The sequence below is a fragment of the Streptantibioticus ferralitis genome (assembly GCF_029223525.1).
Classification (GTDB): Bacteria; Actinomycetota; Actinomycetes; order Streptomycetales; family Streptomycetaceae; genus Streptantibioticus_A; species Streptantibioticus_A ferralitis.
The window spans coordinates 76,237-93,614 of record NZ_JARHTQ010000021.1 but is presented as its reverse complement, the minus strand read 5'-3'; the positions used below and the strand labels follow the sequence as shown (position 1 = coordinate 93,614).

General features: G+C 70.1%; 16 protein-coding genes. 14 read left to right on the top strand and 2 right to left on the bottom strand.

Translation table 11 applies throughout. From position 1 onward, the window contains the following. Positions 1-20 precede the first annotated feature (20 nt). The 12 genes from P2L57_RS27120 to P2L57_RS27065 all read left to right on the top strand — a co-directional run bounded on the left by P2L57_RS27120 (position 21) and on the right by P2L57_RS27065 (position 12,573). Positions 21-569 (top strand): hypothetical protein, encoded by a 549-nt coding sequence (locus P2L57_RS27120; protein ID WP_275818711.1) that lies wholly within the window; start codon positions 21-23, stop codon positions 567-569. Between the two features lie 222 nt (positions 570-791). After that, positions 792-1,721 carry a pyridoxal 5'-phosphate synthase lyase subunit PdxS gene (gene pdxS, locus P2L57_RS27115; RefSeq protein WP_275818710.1) on the top strand — a complete coding sequence of 310 codons (930 nt, stop codon included), beginning with the start codon at positions 792-794 and terminating at the stop codon, positions 1,719-1,721. Between the two features lie 136 nt (positions 1,722-1,857). Next, the gene (pdxT, locus tag P2L57_RS27110) at positions 1,858-2,454 is read left to right on the top strand and encodes a pyridoxal 5'-phosphate synthase glutaminase subunit PdxT (RefSeq protein WP_275818709.1); all 597 of its coding nucleotides are present in this window, start codon (positions 1,858-1,860) and stop codon (positions 2,452-2,454) included. Positions 2,455-2,528: 74 nt separating this feature from the next. Further along, a complete protein-coding gene (locus tag P2L57_RS27105) occupies positions 2,529-3,281 on the top strand; it encodes a YebC/PmpR family DNA-binding transcriptional regulator (RefSeq protein ID WP_275818708.1) in 753 nt (250 codons plus the stop codon). A 111-nt stretch (positions 3,282-3,392) separates the two neighbouring features. Next, positions 3,393-3,929 carry a crossover junction endodeoxyribonuclease RuvC gene (gene ruvC / locus P2L57_RS27100; protein ID WP_275818707.1) on the top strand — a complete coding sequence of 179 codons (537 nt, stop codon included), beginning with the start codon at positions 3,393-3,395 and terminating at the stop codon, positions 3,927-3,929. After that, on the top strand, positions 3,926-4,546 hold the full coding sequence (gene ruvA, locus P2L57_RS27095; RefSeq protein WP_275818706.1) for a Holliday junction branch migration protein RuvA: 621 nt from the start codon (positions 3,926-3,928) through the stop codon (positions 4,544-4,546). Before ruvC ends, ruvA begins: the two co-directional genes overlap by 4 nt. 62 nt (positions 4,547-4,608) lie before the next feature. Further along, positions 4,609-5,673 carry a Holliday junction branch migration DNA helicase RuvB gene (gene ruvB / locus P2L57_RS27090; protein WP_275818705.1) on the top strand — a complete coding sequence of 355 codons (1,065 nt, stop codon included), beginning with the start codon at positions 4,609-4,611 and terminating at the stop codon, positions 5,671-5,673. A 181-nt stretch (positions 5,674-5,854) separates the two neighbouring features. Next, positions 5,855-6,343, top strand: coding sequence for a preprotein translocase subunit YajC (gene yajC / locus P2L57_RS27085; RefSeq protein WP_275818704.1), 489 nt, complete (start codon positions 5,855-5,857; stop codon positions 6,341-6,343). Between the two features lie 128 nt (positions 6,344-6,471). Beyond that, positions 6,472-8,244: a protein translocase subunit SecD gene (gene secD / locus P2L57_RS27080; RefSeq protein ID WP_275818703.1), complete on the top strand. Its 1,773-nt coding sequence runs from the start codon at positions 6,472-6,474 to the stop codon at positions 8,242-8,244. Then, positions 8,244-9,371, top strand: a complete 1,128-nt coding sequence (gene secF, locus P2L57_RS27075; RefSeq protein WP_275818702.1) for a protein translocase subunit SecF — start codon at positions 8,244-8,246, stop codon at positions 9,369-9,371. The genes secD and secF overlap by 1 nt, the downstream gene beginning before the upstream one ends. A 17-nt stretch (positions 9,372-9,388) precedes the next feature. Then, a complete protein-coding gene (locus tag P2L57_RS27070) occupies positions 9,389-9,949 on the top strand; it encodes an adenine phosphoribosyltransferase (protein ID WP_275818701.1) in 561 nt (186 codons plus the stop codon). A 347-nt stretch (positions 9,950-10,296) separates the two neighbouring features. Beyond that, positions 10,297-12,573, top strand: a complete 2,277-nt coding sequence (locus P2L57_RS27065) for a RelA/SpoT family protein (protein ID WP_275818760.1) — start codon at positions 10,297-10,299, stop codon at positions 12,571-12,573. Between the two features lie 87 nt (positions 12,574-12,660). On the opposite strand, the gene P2L57_RS27060 is transcribed toward P2L57_RS27065, so the two are convergent. Both P2L57_RS27060 and P2L57_RS27055 read right to left on the bottom strand, forming a co-directional pair. Next, positions 12,661-13,890 (bottom strand): DUF349 domain-containing protein, encoded by a 1,230-nt coding sequence (locus P2L57_RS27060; protein ID WP_275818700.1) that lies wholly within the window; start codon positions 13,888-13,890, stop codon positions 12,661-12,663. Positions 13,891-14,152: 262 nt separating this feature from the next. Further along, complete coding sequence (locus P2L57_RS27055; protein ID WP_275818699.1) at positions 14,153-14,974, bottom strand: peptidylprolyl isomerase; 822 nt, start codon at positions 14,972-14,974, stop codon at positions 14,153-14,155. A gap of 183 nt (positions 14,975-15,157) precedes the next feature. Here P2L57_RS27055 and P2L57_RS27050 point away from each other — a divergent pair, with 183 nt between their 5' ends. Beyond that, complete coding sequence (locus P2L57_RS27050) at positions 15,158-15,868, top strand: MBL fold metallo-hydrolase (RefSeq protein ID WP_275818698.1); 711 nt, start codon at positions 15,158-15,160, stop codon at positions 15,866-15,868. An 11-nt stretch (positions 15,869-15,879) separates the two neighbouring features. Continuing rightward, the gene (gene hisS, locus P2L57_RS27045) at positions 15,880-17,154 is read left to right on the top strand and encodes a histidine--tRNA ligase (RefSeq protein WP_275818697.1); all 1,275 of its coding nucleotides are present in this window, start codon (positions 15,880-15,882) and stop codon (positions 17,152-17,154) included. Positions 17,155-17,378 lie beyond the last annotated feature (224 nt).

Below are 17,378 nucleotides of genomic sequence, written 5' to 3'. Positions count from 1 at the left end.
AGCGATTAGCCTTGCCGCCCGTGACCATCACTCTCATCTGGATCGCGGCGATCGTCGTCCTGCTGGGCGTCTACCTCAGTTGGACAGCAGGGCGGTTGGACCGCCTGCACGCACGGATCGACGCCGCGCGTGCCGCGCTGGACGCCCAACTGCTGCGCCGGGCCTCGGTCGCTCAGGAGCTCGCCACCTCGGGCATCCTCGATCCGGCCGCCTCCATCGTGCTCTACCAGACCGCACACGCGGCCCGGCAGGCGGAGGACGAGCAGCGTGAGGTCGCCGAGAGCGAACTGAGCCAGACGCTGCGCGCGGTCTTCGCCGAACCCGACACCGTCCAGACGGTACGGGAGGCGCCTGGCGGACCGGCGGCGGTGGGCGAGCTGACCGCGGCGGTACGCCGTACGCCGATGGCGCGGCGGTTCCACAACGACGCGGTACGCGCGGCCAGGGCGCTGCGGCGGCAGCGTGCGGTGCGCTGGTTCCGGCTGGCCGGACACGCTCCGTTTCCGCTCGCCTTCGAGATGGACGACGAGCCGCCGATGGCCCTCACCGCCGACGGCGTGGGCCGCTAGGACCGGCTGCGGACGGGTGCGGGGCGGGCCACCGCGAGCCAGTGGCGCGGTCGGGAATCGGTCCACCGGGTGGCAATTGGCCCTTGATCTCCGGTCGATACCTCGGGTTTTGTCAGTTCCGTAGCGGCGGACCGGCCGAAGTGGACCTGAGGGCAGGTCCAGGGCCGATCCGCACAGCTCTACGATGTGCTTATCGCACTTTCTCAACGAGTGAGGTCAACCGTGTCCACCACGCCCCCCAGCACGACTGCCACTGCTCCCGCCGGGACCCCGGAGACCGGCACCGCGCGTGTCAAGCGCGGGATGGCCGAGCAGCTCAAGGGCGGTGTGATCATGGATGTGGTCACCCCTGAGCAGGCCAAGATCGCCGAGGACGCCGGCGCCGTCGCGGTGATGGCCCTGGAGCGGGTGCCCGCCGACATCCGCAAGGACGGCGGCGTGGCCCGCATGTCCGACCCCGACATGATCGACGGCATCATCAACGCGGTGTCCATCCCGGTCATGGCCAAGTCCCGGATCGGGCACTTCGTCGAGGCCCAGGTGCTGCAGGCGCTCGGCGTCGACTACATCGACGAGTCCGAGGTCCTCACCCCCGCCGACGAGGTCAACCACAGCGACAAGTGGGCCTTCACCACGCCCTTCGTCTGCGGTGCGACCAACCTGGGCGAGGCCCTGCGCCGGATCGCCGAGGGCGCGGCCATGATCCGCTCCAAGGGCGAGGCGGGCACCGGCAACGTCGTCGAGGCGGTGCGCCACCTGCGCCAGATCAAGGCCGACATCGCCCGGCTGCGCGGTCTGGACAACCACGAGCTGTACGCCGCCGCGAAGAACCTCCAGGCTCCGTACGAGCTGGTCAAGGAGGTCGCGACGCTCGGCAAGCTGCCCGTCGTGCTGTTCAGCGCGGGTGGTGTGGCCACCCCGGCCGACGCCGCGCTGATGATGCAGCTCGGTGCCGAGGGCGTCTTCGTCGGCTCCGGCATCTTCAAGTCCGGCGACCCGGCCCAGCGCGCCGCCGCGATCGTGAAGGCCACCACCTTCTACGACGACCCGAAGGTGATCGCGGATGTCTCCCGCGGCCTCGGCGAGGCCATGGTCGGCATCAACTGCGACACCCTCCCGGAGTCCGAGCGCTACGCCAACCGCGGCTGGTAGGCACCCGGCTGGTATCCGACCAACCCATCGATGGGCAGGCCGCCGCGCCTCCCGCGCGGACCGCGGCTCACGCCCCGCGTGGTCGCCAGGGCGGCCTGCCCATCGGGCTGAGAAACGCATTCCGAAAGGTCCCGCTGTGCCCAGTACCCCCACCGTCGGCGTGCTCGCCCTGCAGGGCGATGTACGTGAGCACACCGCCGCGCTGCAGGCCGCCGGTGCCCAGGTCCGCCCGGTGCGCCGGCCCGAGGAACTCGACGGCGTCGACGGCCTGGTGATCCCGGGCGGCGAGTCCACCACCATGTCCAAGCTGGCCGTCGCCTTCGGCCTGCTGGAGCCGCTGCGCGCCCGGATACGCGCCGGACTGCCCGCCTACGGGTCCTGCGCGGGCATGATCATGCTCGCCGACAAGATCCTCGACGGCCGGGACGACCAGGAGACCATCGGCGGCATCGACATGACGGTGCGCCGCAACGCCTTCGGCCGGCAGAACGAGTCCTTCGAGGCGGCGGTGGAGATCGCGGGCATCGAAGGCGGCCCCTGCGAGGGCGTCTTCATCCGCGCGCCCTGGGTCGAGTCGGTCGGCGCCGGGGTCGAGGTCCTCGCGCGACTTCAGGACGAGACGATCGTCGCCGTACGCCAGGGCAACCTGCTGGCCACGTCCTTCCACCCGGAGCTCACCGGGGACCACCGAGTGCACGGCCTGTTCGCGGACATGGTGCGGCGGACACTGTGAAAAGACGGGCCGCGTGATCCCGGTAGGATCACAAGTGTTCGTTGGCAGTTTGGTGACGTGAAGGAGACAGGCGGATGTCCGGCCACTCTAAATGGGCTACGACCAAGCACAAGAAGGCCGTGATCGATGCCAAGCGCGGCAAACTCTTCGCGAAGCTGATCAAGAACATCGAGGTCGCGGCGCGCACCGGCGGCGCCGACCCGGACGGCAACCCGACCCTCTTCGACGCCATCCAGAAGGCGAAGAAGAGCTCGGTCCCGAACAAGAACATCGACAGCGCGGTCAAGCGCGGTGCGGGTCTGGAAGCGGGCGGCGCCGACTACCAGACCATCATGTACGAGGGCTACGGCCCGAACGGTGTCGCGGTGCTTATCGAGTGCCTCACCGACAACCGCAACCGCGCGGCCTCCGAGGTGCGCGTGGCGATGACCCGCAACGGCGGCTCGATGGCCGACCCGGGCTCGGTCTCGTACCTGTTCAACCGCAAGGGCGTGGTGATCGTCCCGAAGAACGGGCTGAGCGAGGACGACGTCCTCGGCGCCGTGCTCGACGCGGGTGCCGAAGAGGTCAACGACCTGGGCGAGTCCTTCGAGGTGATCAGCGAGGCCACCGACCTGGTCCCGGTCCGCAAGGCGCTCCAGGAGGCGGGCATCGACTACGACTCCGCCGACGCCAACTTCCTTCCCACCATGCAGGTCGAGCTGGACGAGGAAGGCGCGCGCAAGATCTTCAAGCTGATCGACGCCCTTGAGGACAGCGACGACGTGCAGAACGTCTTCGCCAACTTCGACGTCTCGGACGAGATCATGGAGAAGGTCGAAGCCTGAGCCTCCGACGGGGGGCCGGTGGGGAAACACCCCACCGGCCCCCCGTCGTTGTCAGTGGCACCCGATAGCCTCCGAAGAACAGCTGATCGACGGCGTGAAGGGAGGGGCGCGGTGCGCGTGCTCGGCGTGGACCCGGGACTGACCCGCTGCGGTATCGGCGTGGTGGACGGCGCTCCCGGAAAGCCGTTGCGCATGGTGGGAGTTGGCGTCGTCCGTACCCCGGCCGACGCGGACATCGGCCAGCGCCTCGTCCTCATCGAGCGCGGCATAGAAGCCTGGCTCGACGAGCACCGGCCGCAATACGTCGCCGTGGAGCGGGTGTTCAGCCAGCACAACGTCCGTACCGTCATGGGCACCGCGCAGGCCAGTGCCGTCGCCCTGCTGTGCGCCTCCCGCCGCGGCCTGCCCGTCGCCCTGCACACCCCCAGCGAGGTCAAGGCAGCCGTCACCGGCAGCGGCCGGGCCGAGAAGGAACAGGTCGGCGCCATGGTGACCAGGCTGCTGCGGCTCGACGCGCCGCCCAGACCCGCCGACGCCGCCGATGCCCTGGCACTCGCCATCTGCCACATCTGGCGCGGCCCCGCCAACAACCGCCTGCAACAGGCCGTCGCCGCCCAGCGGCTCCGTACTCCGAAAGGCACCGCATGATCGCCTTTGTCAGCGGGCCGGTCGCGGCCCTTTCCCCGGACACCGCGGTCGTCGAGGTCGGCGGCGTGGGGATGGCCGTGCAGTGCACCCCCGGCACACTGGCCGTGCTGCGGCTGGGGGAGCAGGCCCGGCTCGCCACCTCGCTCGTGGTGCGCGAGGACTCCCTCACCCTCTACGGCTTCGCCGACGACGATGAGCGGCAGGTCTTCGAACTCCTGCAGACGGCAAGCGGAGTTGGCCCCCGGCTCGCCCAGGCGATGCTCGCCGTGCACTCACCCGACGCCCTGCGGCGCGCCGTCGCCACGGACGACGAGAAGGCGCTCACCGCCGTGCCCGGCATCGGTAAGAAGGGCGCCCAACGGCTGCTGCTGGAGCTGAAGGACCGGCTCGGCGCCCCCGTCGGCACCGGCACCGGCACCGCCCCCGTCGCCGCGGCCGCCGCCCCGTCGTGGCGGGACCAACTCCATGCCGCCCTGGTCGGGTTGGGCTACCAGCCGCGGGAGGCCGATGACGCGGTCGCCGCCGTCACGCCCGAGGCGGAGGCTGCCGATGGCGGCACGCCCAATGTGTCGGTGCTGCTGCGCTCCGCCCTGAGAACCCTCAACCGCGCCCGCTAGCCCGCCCGCCGGCCGCACCCGATTCGCCCCGACGTCCGCCCCGACAAAGGACAGATCCACCCATGACCTGGGACGACCCCGTACCCGAGACCGACCAGCGGCTGGTCGCCGCTGCCGCCGACGGGGAGGAGCGTGCCGTCGAGGCCGCCCTCCGCCCGAAGGACCTCGGCGAGTTCGTGGGGCAGGAGCGGGTCCGCGAACAACTCGACCTGGTGCTCAAGGCCGCCCGGCAGCGCGGCGGCACCGCCGACCATGTGCTGCTCTCCGGCGCCCCCGGCCTCGGCAAGACCACCCTGTCGATGATCATCGCCGCCGAGATGGGCGCCCCGATCCGGATCACCTCGGGACCGGCCATCCAGCACGCCGGCGACCTCGCCGCGATCCTGTCCTCGCTCACCGAGGGCGAGGTCCTCTTCCTCGACGAGATCCACCGGATGTCCCGGCCCGCCGAGGAGATGCTCTACATGGCGATGGAGGACTTCCGGGTCGACGTGATCGTCGGCAAGGGGCCCGGCGCCACCGCCATCCCGCTGGAACTGCCGCCGTTCACCCTGGTCGGCGCCACCACCAGGGCGGGCCTGCTGCCGCCCCCGCTGCGGGACCGCTTCGGCTTCACCGGGCACATGGAGTTCTACGCGCCCGCCGAGCTGGAGCGAGTCGTACGCCGCTCCGCCGATCTGCTCGACGTGGTGATCGACACCGACGGGGCCGCCGAGATCGCCGGACGGTCCCGCGGCACCCCCCGGATCGCCAACCGGCTGCTGCGCCGGGTCCGCGACTACGCCCAGGTCAAGGCGGACGGCGTGGTCACCCGCGAGATCGCCGCGCAGGCCCTCGACGTCTACGAGGTGGACCTGCGCGGGCTCGACCGCCTGGACCGCGCGGTGCTCGACGCACTGCTGCGGCTGTTCGGCGGCGGACCTGTGGGGCTGTCGACACTGGCGGTCGCGGTGGGGGAGGAGAGAGAGACGGTGGAGGAGGTGGCCGAGCCGTTCCTGGTGCGCGAGGGGCTGCTGGCGCGTACTCCCCGTGGCCGGATCGCTACCCCCGCAGCCTGGGCCCACCTGGGCCTGGTCCCGCCGCAGCAGCCGAACCCGCCCGGCCAGCAGGGGCTGTTCGGCCAGTGACGGCGCGGGGACTCGCCGCTTGCGGAACTGGAGTGCAATGCTGGGCGTTGTCCCCAAGGTGCGGATTCGCCTAGACTCCGCCGATGCCCTCCCCCCTAGGACGGCATCCGTACCCCGCACCCCCCCATCCCCGTAGACCAGGCCGCACCCACGTGGCCACGCGAAGGAAATCCCCCAGGCCGTGAACATCGCCACGCTTCTCCCCTTCATCCTGATCATCGGCGTCATGCTGCTCATGACCCGCTCGGCCAAGAACAAGCAGCGCCAGGCCGCCGACATGCGCAACCAGATGCAGCCCGGTTCGGGCGTGCGGACCATCGGCGGCATGATCGCCAAGGTCAAGGAGGTCCGCGACACGACCGTCCTGCTGGAGGTCGCGCCCGGTGTGCACTCGCTGTACGCCAAGACCGCCGTCGGCGCGGTGCTGAGCGACGAGGAGTACGACAGCCTCGTCAACAACGACGTGCCGCTCTCCTTCGACGAGCACCCCGTCGTCGACGGCACCCCGGTCGCCGAGGCCGCTGAAGAGCCCGTCCACGACGAGAAGCCCGCGGACGAGGACAAGATCGACCTGGACAAGACCGCTGCCACCGACAGCGCGGGCACGGACGCCAAGGATGCGGCGAAGGACGCCGACACGGCGAAGGACGTCAAGGACAGCGAGAAGTAAGTCGTAGGTTCAGAGCTAGGCTCTGGACCTACGTCCGTCACGTCACGTCCGGCACGTCCTCACAACATTCGTGGCCGTCCCGCGACAGCAAGCCGATGCGGAACGGTTGGACAGGGAGAAACGAGAAGGTGGCAGCACCCAAGAAGGGGCGCAGGTCGCCGGGGGCCCATGGGTACCCCGGCCGCGCGCTGGCCGTGATCCTGGTGGCCCTGGTCGCGCTGACCGGAGGCATGTTCGCCTCCGGGCACACCAAGCCCCGGCTGGGCATCGACCTCGCCGGGGGCACCGAGATCACGCTGACCGCGAAGAACTTGCCAGGTCAGGCCAACGCGATCAACAAGGCCAACATGGACACCGCGGTCAACATCATCAACAAGCGGGTCAATGGTCTGGGTGTCTCCGAGACCGAGGTGCAGACCCAGGGCAGTCGCAACATCATCGTCGACATCCCCCGGGGCACCAACACGGACCAGGCGGTGAAGCAGGTCGGTACCACCGCCCAGCTGTTCTTCCGCACCGTGATCACCGAGGCCAGCGGCAGCCCGGCTTCGGGCACCAAGCCTTCGCCGAGCCCTTCCGGCAACCCCTCTTCCGCCCCGTCCAGCTCGCCGTCGAGCCCGGGCAAGAGCGGTGCCAGCGCCAGGCCCTCGGCGTCCCCGTCGCCCAGCTCCACCACGCAGGGCCGGGCGGTCACCGATGCCCTCAAGGCGGACGCGTCGAGCAGCCCGAAGGCCACCCCCTCGGCCGGCGCGCCCACCGCCGCGACGCCGCCCCCCGCCACCGGCGCCGCCAACCCCTCCGTACCGCCCGCCGTGCAGAAGCAGTTCGCCGCACTGGACTGCTCCAACCCGTCGCAGGCGGCGAACGCGGGGCTCGGCGCCAAGCCGACCGACACCACCCTGGCGTGCAGCCAGGACGGCAGGACCAAGTACATCCTCGGTCCGGCCCAGGTCGACGGTAAGCAGGTCAGCGGCGCCAAGTCGGTCTACGACACCCAGTCCGGCGCCGGCTGGATCGTGACGCTGGAGTTCAACTCCGCGGGCGGCAAGAAGTTCGCCGACGTCACCGGCCAGCTCGCCAAGCAGCAGCCGCCGAACAACCAGTTCGCGATCGTGCTGGACAACCAGGTCGTCTCGGCGCCCTCGGTCTCCTCGGCGATCACCGGTGGCAGCGCCCAGATCTACGGCAACTTCACCCAGCAGACCTCCGGGGACCTGGCCAACGTGCTGTCCTACGGCGCGCTGCCGCTGTCCTTCAGCACCTCCGACGTGACCACTGTCTCGCCGCAGCTCGGTGGTGAGCAGCTGCACGGCGGCCTGATCGCGGGCGCAGTCGGCCTCGCGCTGGTGGTGCTCTACCTGCTGGCGTACTACCGCGGCCTGAGCTTCGTCGCCGTGGTCAGCCTGGTGGTCTCCGCCGCGCTCACCTACGCGATCATGACGCTGCTCGGCCCGGCCATCGGCTTCGCGCTGAACCTGCCCGCGGTCTGCGGTGCCATCGTCGCGATCGGCATCACGGCGGACTCGTTCATCGTGTACTTCGAGCGGATCCGCGACGAGCTGCGCGGCGGCCGCAGCCTCGCACCGGCGGTCCAGCGGGCCTGGCCGCGGGCCCGGCGCACCATCCTGGTGTCCGACTTCGTGTCGTTCCTCGCCGCCGCCGTGCTGTTCATCTGCTCGGTCGGCAAGGTCCAGGGCTTCGCGTTCACCCTCGGCCTGACCACCCTGCTCGACGTCGTGGTGGTCTACCTGTTCACCAAGCCGCTGATGACGATCCTCGCCCGCCGCAAGTTCTACGCACAGGGCCACCCCTGGTCCGGGCTCAACCCCAGGAGCCTCGGTGTCCAGGCACCGCTGCGTCGCGGTCGCCGTACCGCCAGCCCCGAAGCCAAGGAGGCCTGATGTCCCGGCTCGGTAATCTCGGTCACCGTCTGCACCGGGGCGAGGTCTCCTACGACTTCGTCGGTAAGCGCAAGCTCTGGTACGGCGTCTCCATCGTCATCACCCTGGTGGCGATCATCGGCCTCGCGGTCAACGGCCTGAACAAGGGCATCGAGTTCTCCGGCGGCGCGGTCTTCACCACCCCCAAGACGTCGGTCTCGACGGCTGACGCGCAGACCAAGACGCAGGGCGTCATCTCCGGGCACCACGACGTGATCGCGCAGAAGCTCGGCAACGGCGGTCTGCGGATCCAGGTCAGCGGAATCGACGGTGCCACCGCCGGCACGGTCAAGCAGGACCTCGCCAAGGAACTGGGCGTCGACGCCAACGCCATCTCCCCGCAGGTGGTCGGCCCGAGCTGGGGCCAGGAGATCTCCCAGAAGGCCGAACTCGGCCTGGTCATCTTCATGGTCCTGGTGGTGCTCTACCTCGCCGTCGCCTTCGAGTGGCGGATGGCGATCTCCGCCCTGGTCGCCCTGGTGCACGACCTCACCATCACCGTCGGCGTGTACGCGATCGTCGGCTTCGAGGTCACTCCCGGCACGGTGATCGGCCTGCTGACCATCCTCGGTTACTCGCTGTACGACACCGTCGTGGTCTTCGACGGCCTGAAGGAGACCACCAAGAGCATCACCAGCCAAACCCGCTTCACCTACAGCGAGTTGGCCAACCGCAGCCTGAACCAGACCCTGGTGCGGTCCATCAACACCACCGTGGTCGCCCTGCTTCCGGTGGCCGCGCTGCTGTTCGTCGGTGGCGGGCTGCTCGGCGCGGGCATGCTCAACGACATCGCGCTGGCACTGTTCGTCGGCCTGGCGGCCGGTGCCTACTCCTCGATCTTCATCGCCACCCCGCTGGTCGCCTCCCTCAAGGAGCGCACCCCGGAGATGAAGGCGCTCGCCAAGCGGGTCAGGGCCAAGCGTGCCCAGGCCGAGGCCAAGGGCGAGGAGCCGCAGGACGCGGTGCCCGACGCCGGTGACGAGGACGAACCGGTCGAGGCGGGGGCCACCGCCAGCGTCGGCGGTCAGCGCCGGCAGCCCGCATCCCGCTCCCGCGGCCGTGGCCGCCCGTCCGGCAAGCGCCGCTGAGTGAAGGAGAGCCACCGGTGACCACGGCGGACATAGTCCACCCCGATCTGCGTGACCTGCTGCTCAGCCGGATCCGCGACGTACCGGACTACCCGCGGCCGGGCGTGGTGTTCAAGGACATCACCCCGCTGCTCGCCGACCCGGCGGCCTTCGGCGCACTGATCGACGCCCTGGCCGCGCTGTGCGCACGGCACGGCGCCGACAAGATCGTCGGCCTTGAGGCCCGCGGGTTCATCCTCGCCGCTCCGGCGGCGGCCAAGGCGGAAATCGGCTTCGTACCCATCCGGAAGGCGGGCAAGCTGCCCGGTGCCACACTGAGCCAGGCGTACGAGCTCGAATACGGCACCGCCGAGATCGAGGTCCACCCGGAGGCCTTCGCCCCGGGCGACCGAGTCCTGGTCATCGACGACGTGCTGGCCACCGGCGGCACCGCCGAGGCCTCGCTCAGCCTGATCCGGCGCGCGGGCGCCGAGGTGGCGGGCGTCGCCGTCCTGCTGGAGCTCGCCTTCCTGGACGGCCGCAGCCGTCTCACCCCGGCCCTGGCGGGCGCGCCCCTGGAGGCGCTCGTCGTCGTATGACGTCCGGCATCGCGACGGAGGCGGGTTCCCGGTACGGTCCGGGAGCCCGCCTTCGCCCGCGTCCGGGGTCCGCGAACAGTCGGCGCACGCGGTCATGGCCGACACATCGATACCATGGGAGTCCGACCCGTATCGGGGCCGGACCCGCTTGAGGAGTGCCCTTGCCAGACGAGGCCCAGCCGCTCACCGCCGGGGGCGGGAACGACACGTCGCAGTCCGCGCCGGCTCCCTCCGGAAAGCCCGCGGACGGCGCCGGCGCCCGGACGCCCGCCGAGGTCGGCGGTGCGCGCGCCGCCAGGCCCACCCCGGGCACGGCACCGGCGCGCTCCGGTGGTTCCTCCAACCGGGTGCGGGCCCGCCTCGCCCGGCTCGGGGTGCAGCGCTCCAGCCCGTACAACCCGGTCCTCGAACCGCTGCTGCGCATCGTCCGCAGTAACGATCCGAAGATCGACTCCTCAGGGCTGCGGCAGATAGAGCGGGCCTACCAGGTCGCCGAGCGCTGGCACCGCGGACAGAAGCGCAAGAGCGGTGATCCCTACATCACCCATCCGCTCGCGGTCACCACCATCCTGGCCGAACTGGGCATGGACCCGGCGACACTGATGGCCGGACTGCTGCACGACACCGTCGAGGACACCGAGTACGGGCTGGACACGCTGCGCCGGGACTTCGGCGAGCAGGTCGCGCTGCTGGTGGACGGCGTCACCAAGCTGGACAAGGTCAAGTTCGGCGAGGCCGCGCAGGCCGAGACGGTCCGCAAGATGGTCGTCGCCATGGCCAAGGACCCGCGCGTCCTGGTCATCAAGCTCGCCGACCGGCTGCACAACATGCGCACGATGCGCTACCTGAAGCGGGAGAAGCAGGAGAAGAAGGCCCGCGAGACGCTGGAGATCTACGCCCCGCTGGCGCACCGGCTGGGCATGAACACCATCAAGTGGGAGCTGGAGGACCTCGCCTTCGCGATCCTCTACCCCAAGATGTACGACGAGATCGTCCGGCTGGTCGCCGAACGTGCGCCCAAGCGCGACGAGTACCTCGCGGTCGTCACCGACCAGGTCCAGCAGGACCTGCGCGCCGCCCGCATCAAGGCGACCGTCACCGGCCGCCCGAAGCACTACTACAGCGTCTACCAGAAGATGATCGTGCGGGGCCGGGACTTCGCCGAGATCTACGACCTGGTGGGCATCCGCGTCCTCGTCGACACCGTCCGCGACTGCTACGCGGCACTCGGCACCATCCACGCGCGGTGGAACCCGGTGCCCGGGCGGTTCAAGGACTACATCGCGATGCCCAAGTTCAACATGTATCAGTCGTTGCACACGACGGTCATCGGACCCAGCGGCAAGCCGGTCGAGATCCAGATCCGCACTTTCGACATGCACCGCCGCGCCGAGTACGGCATCGCCGCGCACTGGAAGTACAAGCAGGAGGCGGTCGCCGGCTCCTCCAAGGTGCGCACCGACAGCCCCAAGTCGGCCAAGGCGGACGACGCCGTCAACGACATGGCGTGGCTGCGGCAGTTGCTGGACTGGCAGAAGGAGACCGAGGACCCGGGCGAGTTCCTGGAGTCGCTGCGCTTCGACCTGTCGCGCAACGAGGTCTTCGTCTTCACGCCCAAGGGCGATGTCATAGCGCTGCCCGCGGGTGCCACTCCGGTGGACTTCGCGTACGCGGTGCACACCGAGGTCGGCCACCGCACCATCGGCGCACGGGTCAACGGCCGCCTGGTACCGCTGGAGTCGACGCTCGACAACGGCGACCTGGTCGAGGTCTTCACCTCCAAGGCACCGGGTGCCGCGCCGTCCCGGGACTGGCTGGGCTTCGTCAAGTCGCCGCGCGCCCGCAACAAGATCCGCGCCTGGTTCTCCAAGGAGCGCCGCGAGGAGGCCATCGAGCATGGCAAGGAAGCCATCGCCCGGGCGATGCGCAAGCAGAACCTGCCGATCCAGCGGGTGCTGACCGGTGACTCGCTGGTCACCCTGGCCCACGAGATGCGCTACCCGGACATATCGGCGCTGTACGCGGCGATCGGCGAGGGGCACATCACCGCGCAGTCCGTGGTGCAGAAGCTCGTTGAGGCGCTCGGTGGTGAGGAGGGTGCGACCGAGGACATCGCCGAGGTCACCACGCCTTCGCGCAGCCGCGCCAAGCGGCGTGCCAACGCCGATCCGGGCGTCATCGTCAAGGGCGAGCGCGATGTGTGGGTCAAGCTGTCGCGGTGCTGTACGCCGGTGCCCGGCGACCCCATCATCGGCTTCGTCACCCGGGGCAACGGCGTTTCCGTGCACCGCGCAGACTGTGTCAACGTCGACTCGCTCTCCCAGCAGCCCGAGCGGATCATCGAGGTTGAGTGGGCGCCCACTCAGTCCTCGGTCTTCCTGGTGGCCATCCAGGTCGAGGCGCTGGACCGCTCCCGGTTGCTGTCGGACGTCACGCGCGTGCTGTCCGACCAGCATGTGAACATCCTGTCGGCGGCGGTGCAGACCTCGCGCGACCGGGTCGCGACCTCCCGCTTCACCTTCGAGATGGGCGATCCCAAGCACCTCGGCCACGTACTGAAGGCGGTGCGCGGGGTGGAGGGCGTCTACGACGTGTACCGGGTGACCTCCGGTCGGGCTAGGTAGGGATTTCTGGGGGCTTCGCCCCCAGACCCCCTTTGTCGTCAAACGCCGGACGGGCTTGAAAATTCAAGCCCGTCCGGCGTTTGCGGACTAGCCGCCGAACTCCTGAAGGCCCTTCAGGGCCTGGTCCAGGAGGGCCTGCCGGCCCTCCAGTTCCTTCTCCAACTTCTCCGCGCGAGCGGTGTTCCCCGACTCCCGCGCGGCCCGCGCCTGAGCGGCCAGCTTGTCAACGGCCGCCTGCAGCTGACCGGTCAGCCCCTCGGCGCGGGCCCGCGCCTCGGGGTTGGTGCGCCGCCACTCCGCTTCCTCCGCGTCCTGGATCGCTCGCTCCACCGCGTGCATCCGGGCCTCGATCTTCGGCCGGGCGTCCCGCGGCACATGACCGATGGCCTCCCAGCGCTCGTTGATCGACCGGAACGCGGCCCGCGCTGCCTTGAGGTCGGTCACCGGCAGCAGCTTTTCCGCCTCGATCGCCAACTCCTCCTTCAGCGCCAGGTTTTCGCGCTGCTCGGAGTCACGCTCGGCGAACACCTCCGCGCGGGCCGCGAAGAAGACGTCCTGGGCGCCGCGGAACCGGTTCCACAGATCGTCCTCGGCCTCCCGCTGGGCCCGGCCCGCGGCCTTCCACTCGGCCATCAGGTCGCGATAGCGGGCGGCCGTCGGACCCCAGTCGGTGGAGTCGGACAGTGCCTCCGCCTCCTGGACCAGCTTCTCCTTCGCCTGCCTGGCCTCCTCGCGCTGCGCGTCCAGCGAGGCGAAGTGCGCCTTGCGGCGCTTGGAGAAGACGGAGCGGGCGTGGCTGAACCGGTGCCACAGCTCGTCGTCGGTCTTGCGGTCCAGGCGCGGCAGGCCCTTCCAGGTGTCCACCAGAGCGCGCAGCCGCTCACCGGCGGTACGCCACTGCTCGCTGGTGGAGAGCTGCTCCGCCTCCGCGACCAGGTTCTCCTTGGCGCTCCTCGCCTCGTCCGACGCCTTGGCCTTGGCGACCTTGCGCTCCTCACGGCGCGACTCGACCTGCTCCACGAGGGCGTCGAGACGCTTCGCGAGCGCGTCGAGGTCGCCGACCGCGTGCGCCTCGGACACCGTCGTCCGCAGGTGCTCGATGGCGGTCATCGCGTCCTTGGCGGACAGGTCGGTGGTGCGCACCCGGCGTTCGAGGAGGCCGATCTCGACGACGAGCCCGTCGTACTTGCGCTTGAAATAGGCAAGCGCCTCGTCAGGAGAGCCCGCCTGCCACGATCCGACCACCTGCTCACCGTCGGCCGTCCGCACGTACACGGTCCCCGTCTCGTCGACGCGTCCCCATGGGTCGCTGCTCACAGCGCCTCCTCCACGTGATGCCCGGCCCGTTGTGCGGTGCACGGGCATCGTCCACAGTTTCCTCCGGCCGGGCCTCGCCCTGGCCGCTCCGACGTGCTGCTGATGGTTGTTCCGACCGCATCCGGTTTCCGCGAGGGCGGCAGCCGTCGGCGCAGGCGCCCGCTGTGCGGTCCTCGGCCGCTCCGGAGAGCGACCGCCACCTTGTACAACGCCAACATAGGCGAACGGCGCCCCGGCTGTCCGCATCCCGCACGACCGGAATTCACGACTGCGTGACGGTCGCCTTGTTGATCACCACGGTGGCGTTCGGTGCTCCGTCGCCCTGGCCGGTGGACTCGCCCGCGGCCGCGATCTTCTGCAGCACCTTCATGCCGTCGGGGTCGATGGTGCCGAACGGCGTGTAGCTGGCCGGCAACGGACTGTCCTTGTAGACCAGGAAGAACTGGCTGCCGCCGGTGTGCGGCTGGCCGGTGTTGGCCATCGCGACCGTGCCCGCCGGGTACGTGCCCTTGGCGATCGCGGAGTCCTTGAGGTTCTCGTCCGGGATGGTGTAGCCGGGGCCGCCCTGGCCGGTGCCCTTGGGGTCGCCGCACTGGAGCACATAGATGCCGCTGGTGGTGAGCCGGTGGCACTTGGTGTGGTCGAAGAAGCCCTGGTCGGCCAGGAACTTGAAGGAGTTGACCGTGTGCGGTGCGGCGGAGGTGTTCAGCTTCAGCCTGATGTCACCGCAGGTGGTGCCCAGATCCATGGTGTAGGACGCGCTGGTGTCGATCGACATCGACGGCTCGCTCTTCCACTGCTGGGTGCCGGGGGAGCCCGCGGCGGGCTTGGCGCACGGGTCCGGCGCCTTGCTGGTGGGCGCGGCCGACGCGGAGGTGGGGGCCGCGTCGGCGGTGGTCTTCTTGTCGCTGCCCAGACCGGTGGACGCCCACGCCGCGGCGCCCGCGGCCACGACCACGGCGACCACGCCGGCGATCGCCGCGTTGCGCTTGCGCGCCCTGCTGCGCTGCTGGGTGCGACGTTCCTGCTGCCGCAAGTACTTGTCGCGGGCGAGTTGACGCCGACGCTGATCCTTGCTGACCACTTCTGCTTCTCCCCGGGTATGCCGTTGCCGCTTGCCGTTGGCGCTTCGTCTGCTGCCGTGACGATACGGGACCTGTAGGCGACCCGCGACGATACGGGTTGGCTTGTCTCGTACCGCCGCCGGTAGGCTCGTCGTCTGCAGAAACCTGCTGCGTAGACCGACGCGGACGACAGAAGGACGATCGTGCTCATTGCCGGGTTCCCCGCCGGGGCCTGGGGGACCAACTGCTACCTGGTCGCCCCCGCCGCCGGTGAGGAGTGCGTGATCATCGACCCGGGCCACGAGGCGGCCCGCGGTGTCGAGGAGACCATCGCCAAGCATCGGCTCAAGCCGGTGGCCGTTGTCCTCACCCACGGCCATCTCGACCATGTCGCCTCCGTCGTTCCGGTGTGCGGCGCCCATGGTGTGCCCGCCTGGATCCACCCCGAGGACCGCTACATGATGAGCGACCCGGAGAAGGCCCTGGGCAGGTCCATCGGACAGCAGCTGATGGGCGAGCTGACGGTGGGGGAGCCGGACGACGTACGGGAGCTGACCGACGGCTCGGCGCTGACCCTGGCGGGCCTGGAGCTGACCGTCTCGCATACGCCCGGCCATACCAAGGGGTCGGTGACCTTCCGGTTGCCCGAGACCGCGGAGATCCCGCCGGTGCTCTTCTCGGGCGACCTGCTGTTCGCCGGCTCCATCGGACGCACCGACCTGCCCGGCGGCTCCCACGCCGAGATCCTCGAGTCGCTGGCCCGTGTGTGCCTGCCGCTCGATGACTCGACCGTGGTGCTGTCCGGCCACGGCCCCCAGACCACCATCGGCCGCGAACGCGCCGCCAACCCGTACCTACGCGAGGTGGCCCGCGGCCTCGGAGCCGACACCACGGCTCCGCGACGAGGATTGTGACGACTCTTCCGTTGAGTACCTTTTCCGCCCCCAAGGGCACGTACGACCTGATTCCGCCGGACTCCTCCGTGTTCCTTGCGGTACGTGAGGCGATCGCCGCACCGCTGAAGCGCGCCGGGTACGGCTATATCGAGACCCCCGGCTTCGAGACCGTCGAACTCTTCTCGCGCGGTGTGGGTGAGTCCACCGACATCGTGACCAAGGAGATGTACACCCTCACCACCAAGGGCGGCGACGAGCTGGCGCTGCGCCCCGAGGGCACCGCGTCCGTGCTGCGCGCGGCGCTGCAGGCCAACCTGCACCGCGGCGCCCTGCCGGTGAAGCTGTGGTACTCCGGCTCGTACTACCGCTACGAGCGTCCGCAGGCCGGTCGCTACCGGCACTTCTCGCAGGTCGGCGCCGAGGCGCTGGGCGCCGAGGACCCGGCGCTCGACGCCGAGTTGATCATCCTCGCGGTCGACGCCTACCGCTCGCTGGGCCTGCGGAACTTCCGGCTGCTGCTCAACTCGCTGGGCGACAAGGAGTGCCGGCCGGTGTACCGGGCAGCGCTCCAGGACTTCCTGCGCGGCCTCGACCTCGACGAGGACACCCGGCAGCGGGTCGAGATCAACCCGCTGCGGGTGCTCGACGACAAGCGCGAGGCGGTGCAGAAGCAGTTGGTCGGCGCCCCCATGATGCGCGACCACCTGTGCGAGTCGTGCAAGAGCTACCACGAGCAGGTGCGGGAGTTGCTGACCGCGGCGGGCGTGGAGTTCGAGGACGACCCCAAGTTGGTGCGCGGCCTGGACTACTACACCCGGACCACCTTCGAGTTCGTGCACGACGGTCTCGGCTCGCAGTCCGCGGTCGGCGGCGGGGGCCGGTACGACGGCCTGTCGGAGATGATCGGCGGCCCGGAGCTTCCGTCGGTGGGCTGGGCGCTGGGTGTGGACCGCACCGTACTGGCGCTCAAGGCCGAGGGTGTGGAGCTCGAACTCCCTTCGCACACCGACGTGTTCGCGGTGCCGCTGGGCGAGGAGGCACGGCGCGCACTGTTCTCGGTCGTCACCGAACTGCGTCGGCAGGGCGTCGCGGCGGACTTCGCCTACGGCGGCAAGGGCCTGAAGAACGCGATGAAGTCGGCCAACCGGTCCGGTGCCCGGTTCGGGCTGGTCGCGGGGGAGCGGGATCTCGCCGAGGGGTCCGTCCAGCTCAAGGACCTGGAAAGCGGTGAGCAGACCCCGGTGGCGCTCGACGCACTGGTGGACACGATCCGCGAGCGGCTGGCGAAGGGCTGTGGCGCGTAGCGTCTCCGTTGAGGGTGGTGGTGGGAGACGGGCTGGTCAGGAGCTGCGGCGCGTAGCGTCTCCGTTGAGGGTGGTGGTGGGAGACGGGCTGGTCAGGAGCTGCGGCGCGTAGCGTCTCCGTTGAGGGTGGTGGTGGGAGACGGGCGGGCTGAACCGTCGCCCCGGCCCGTACGTAACAACACGGGGGACCGGATATGCGCCGTCCGGTCCCCCGCACCCGAAGC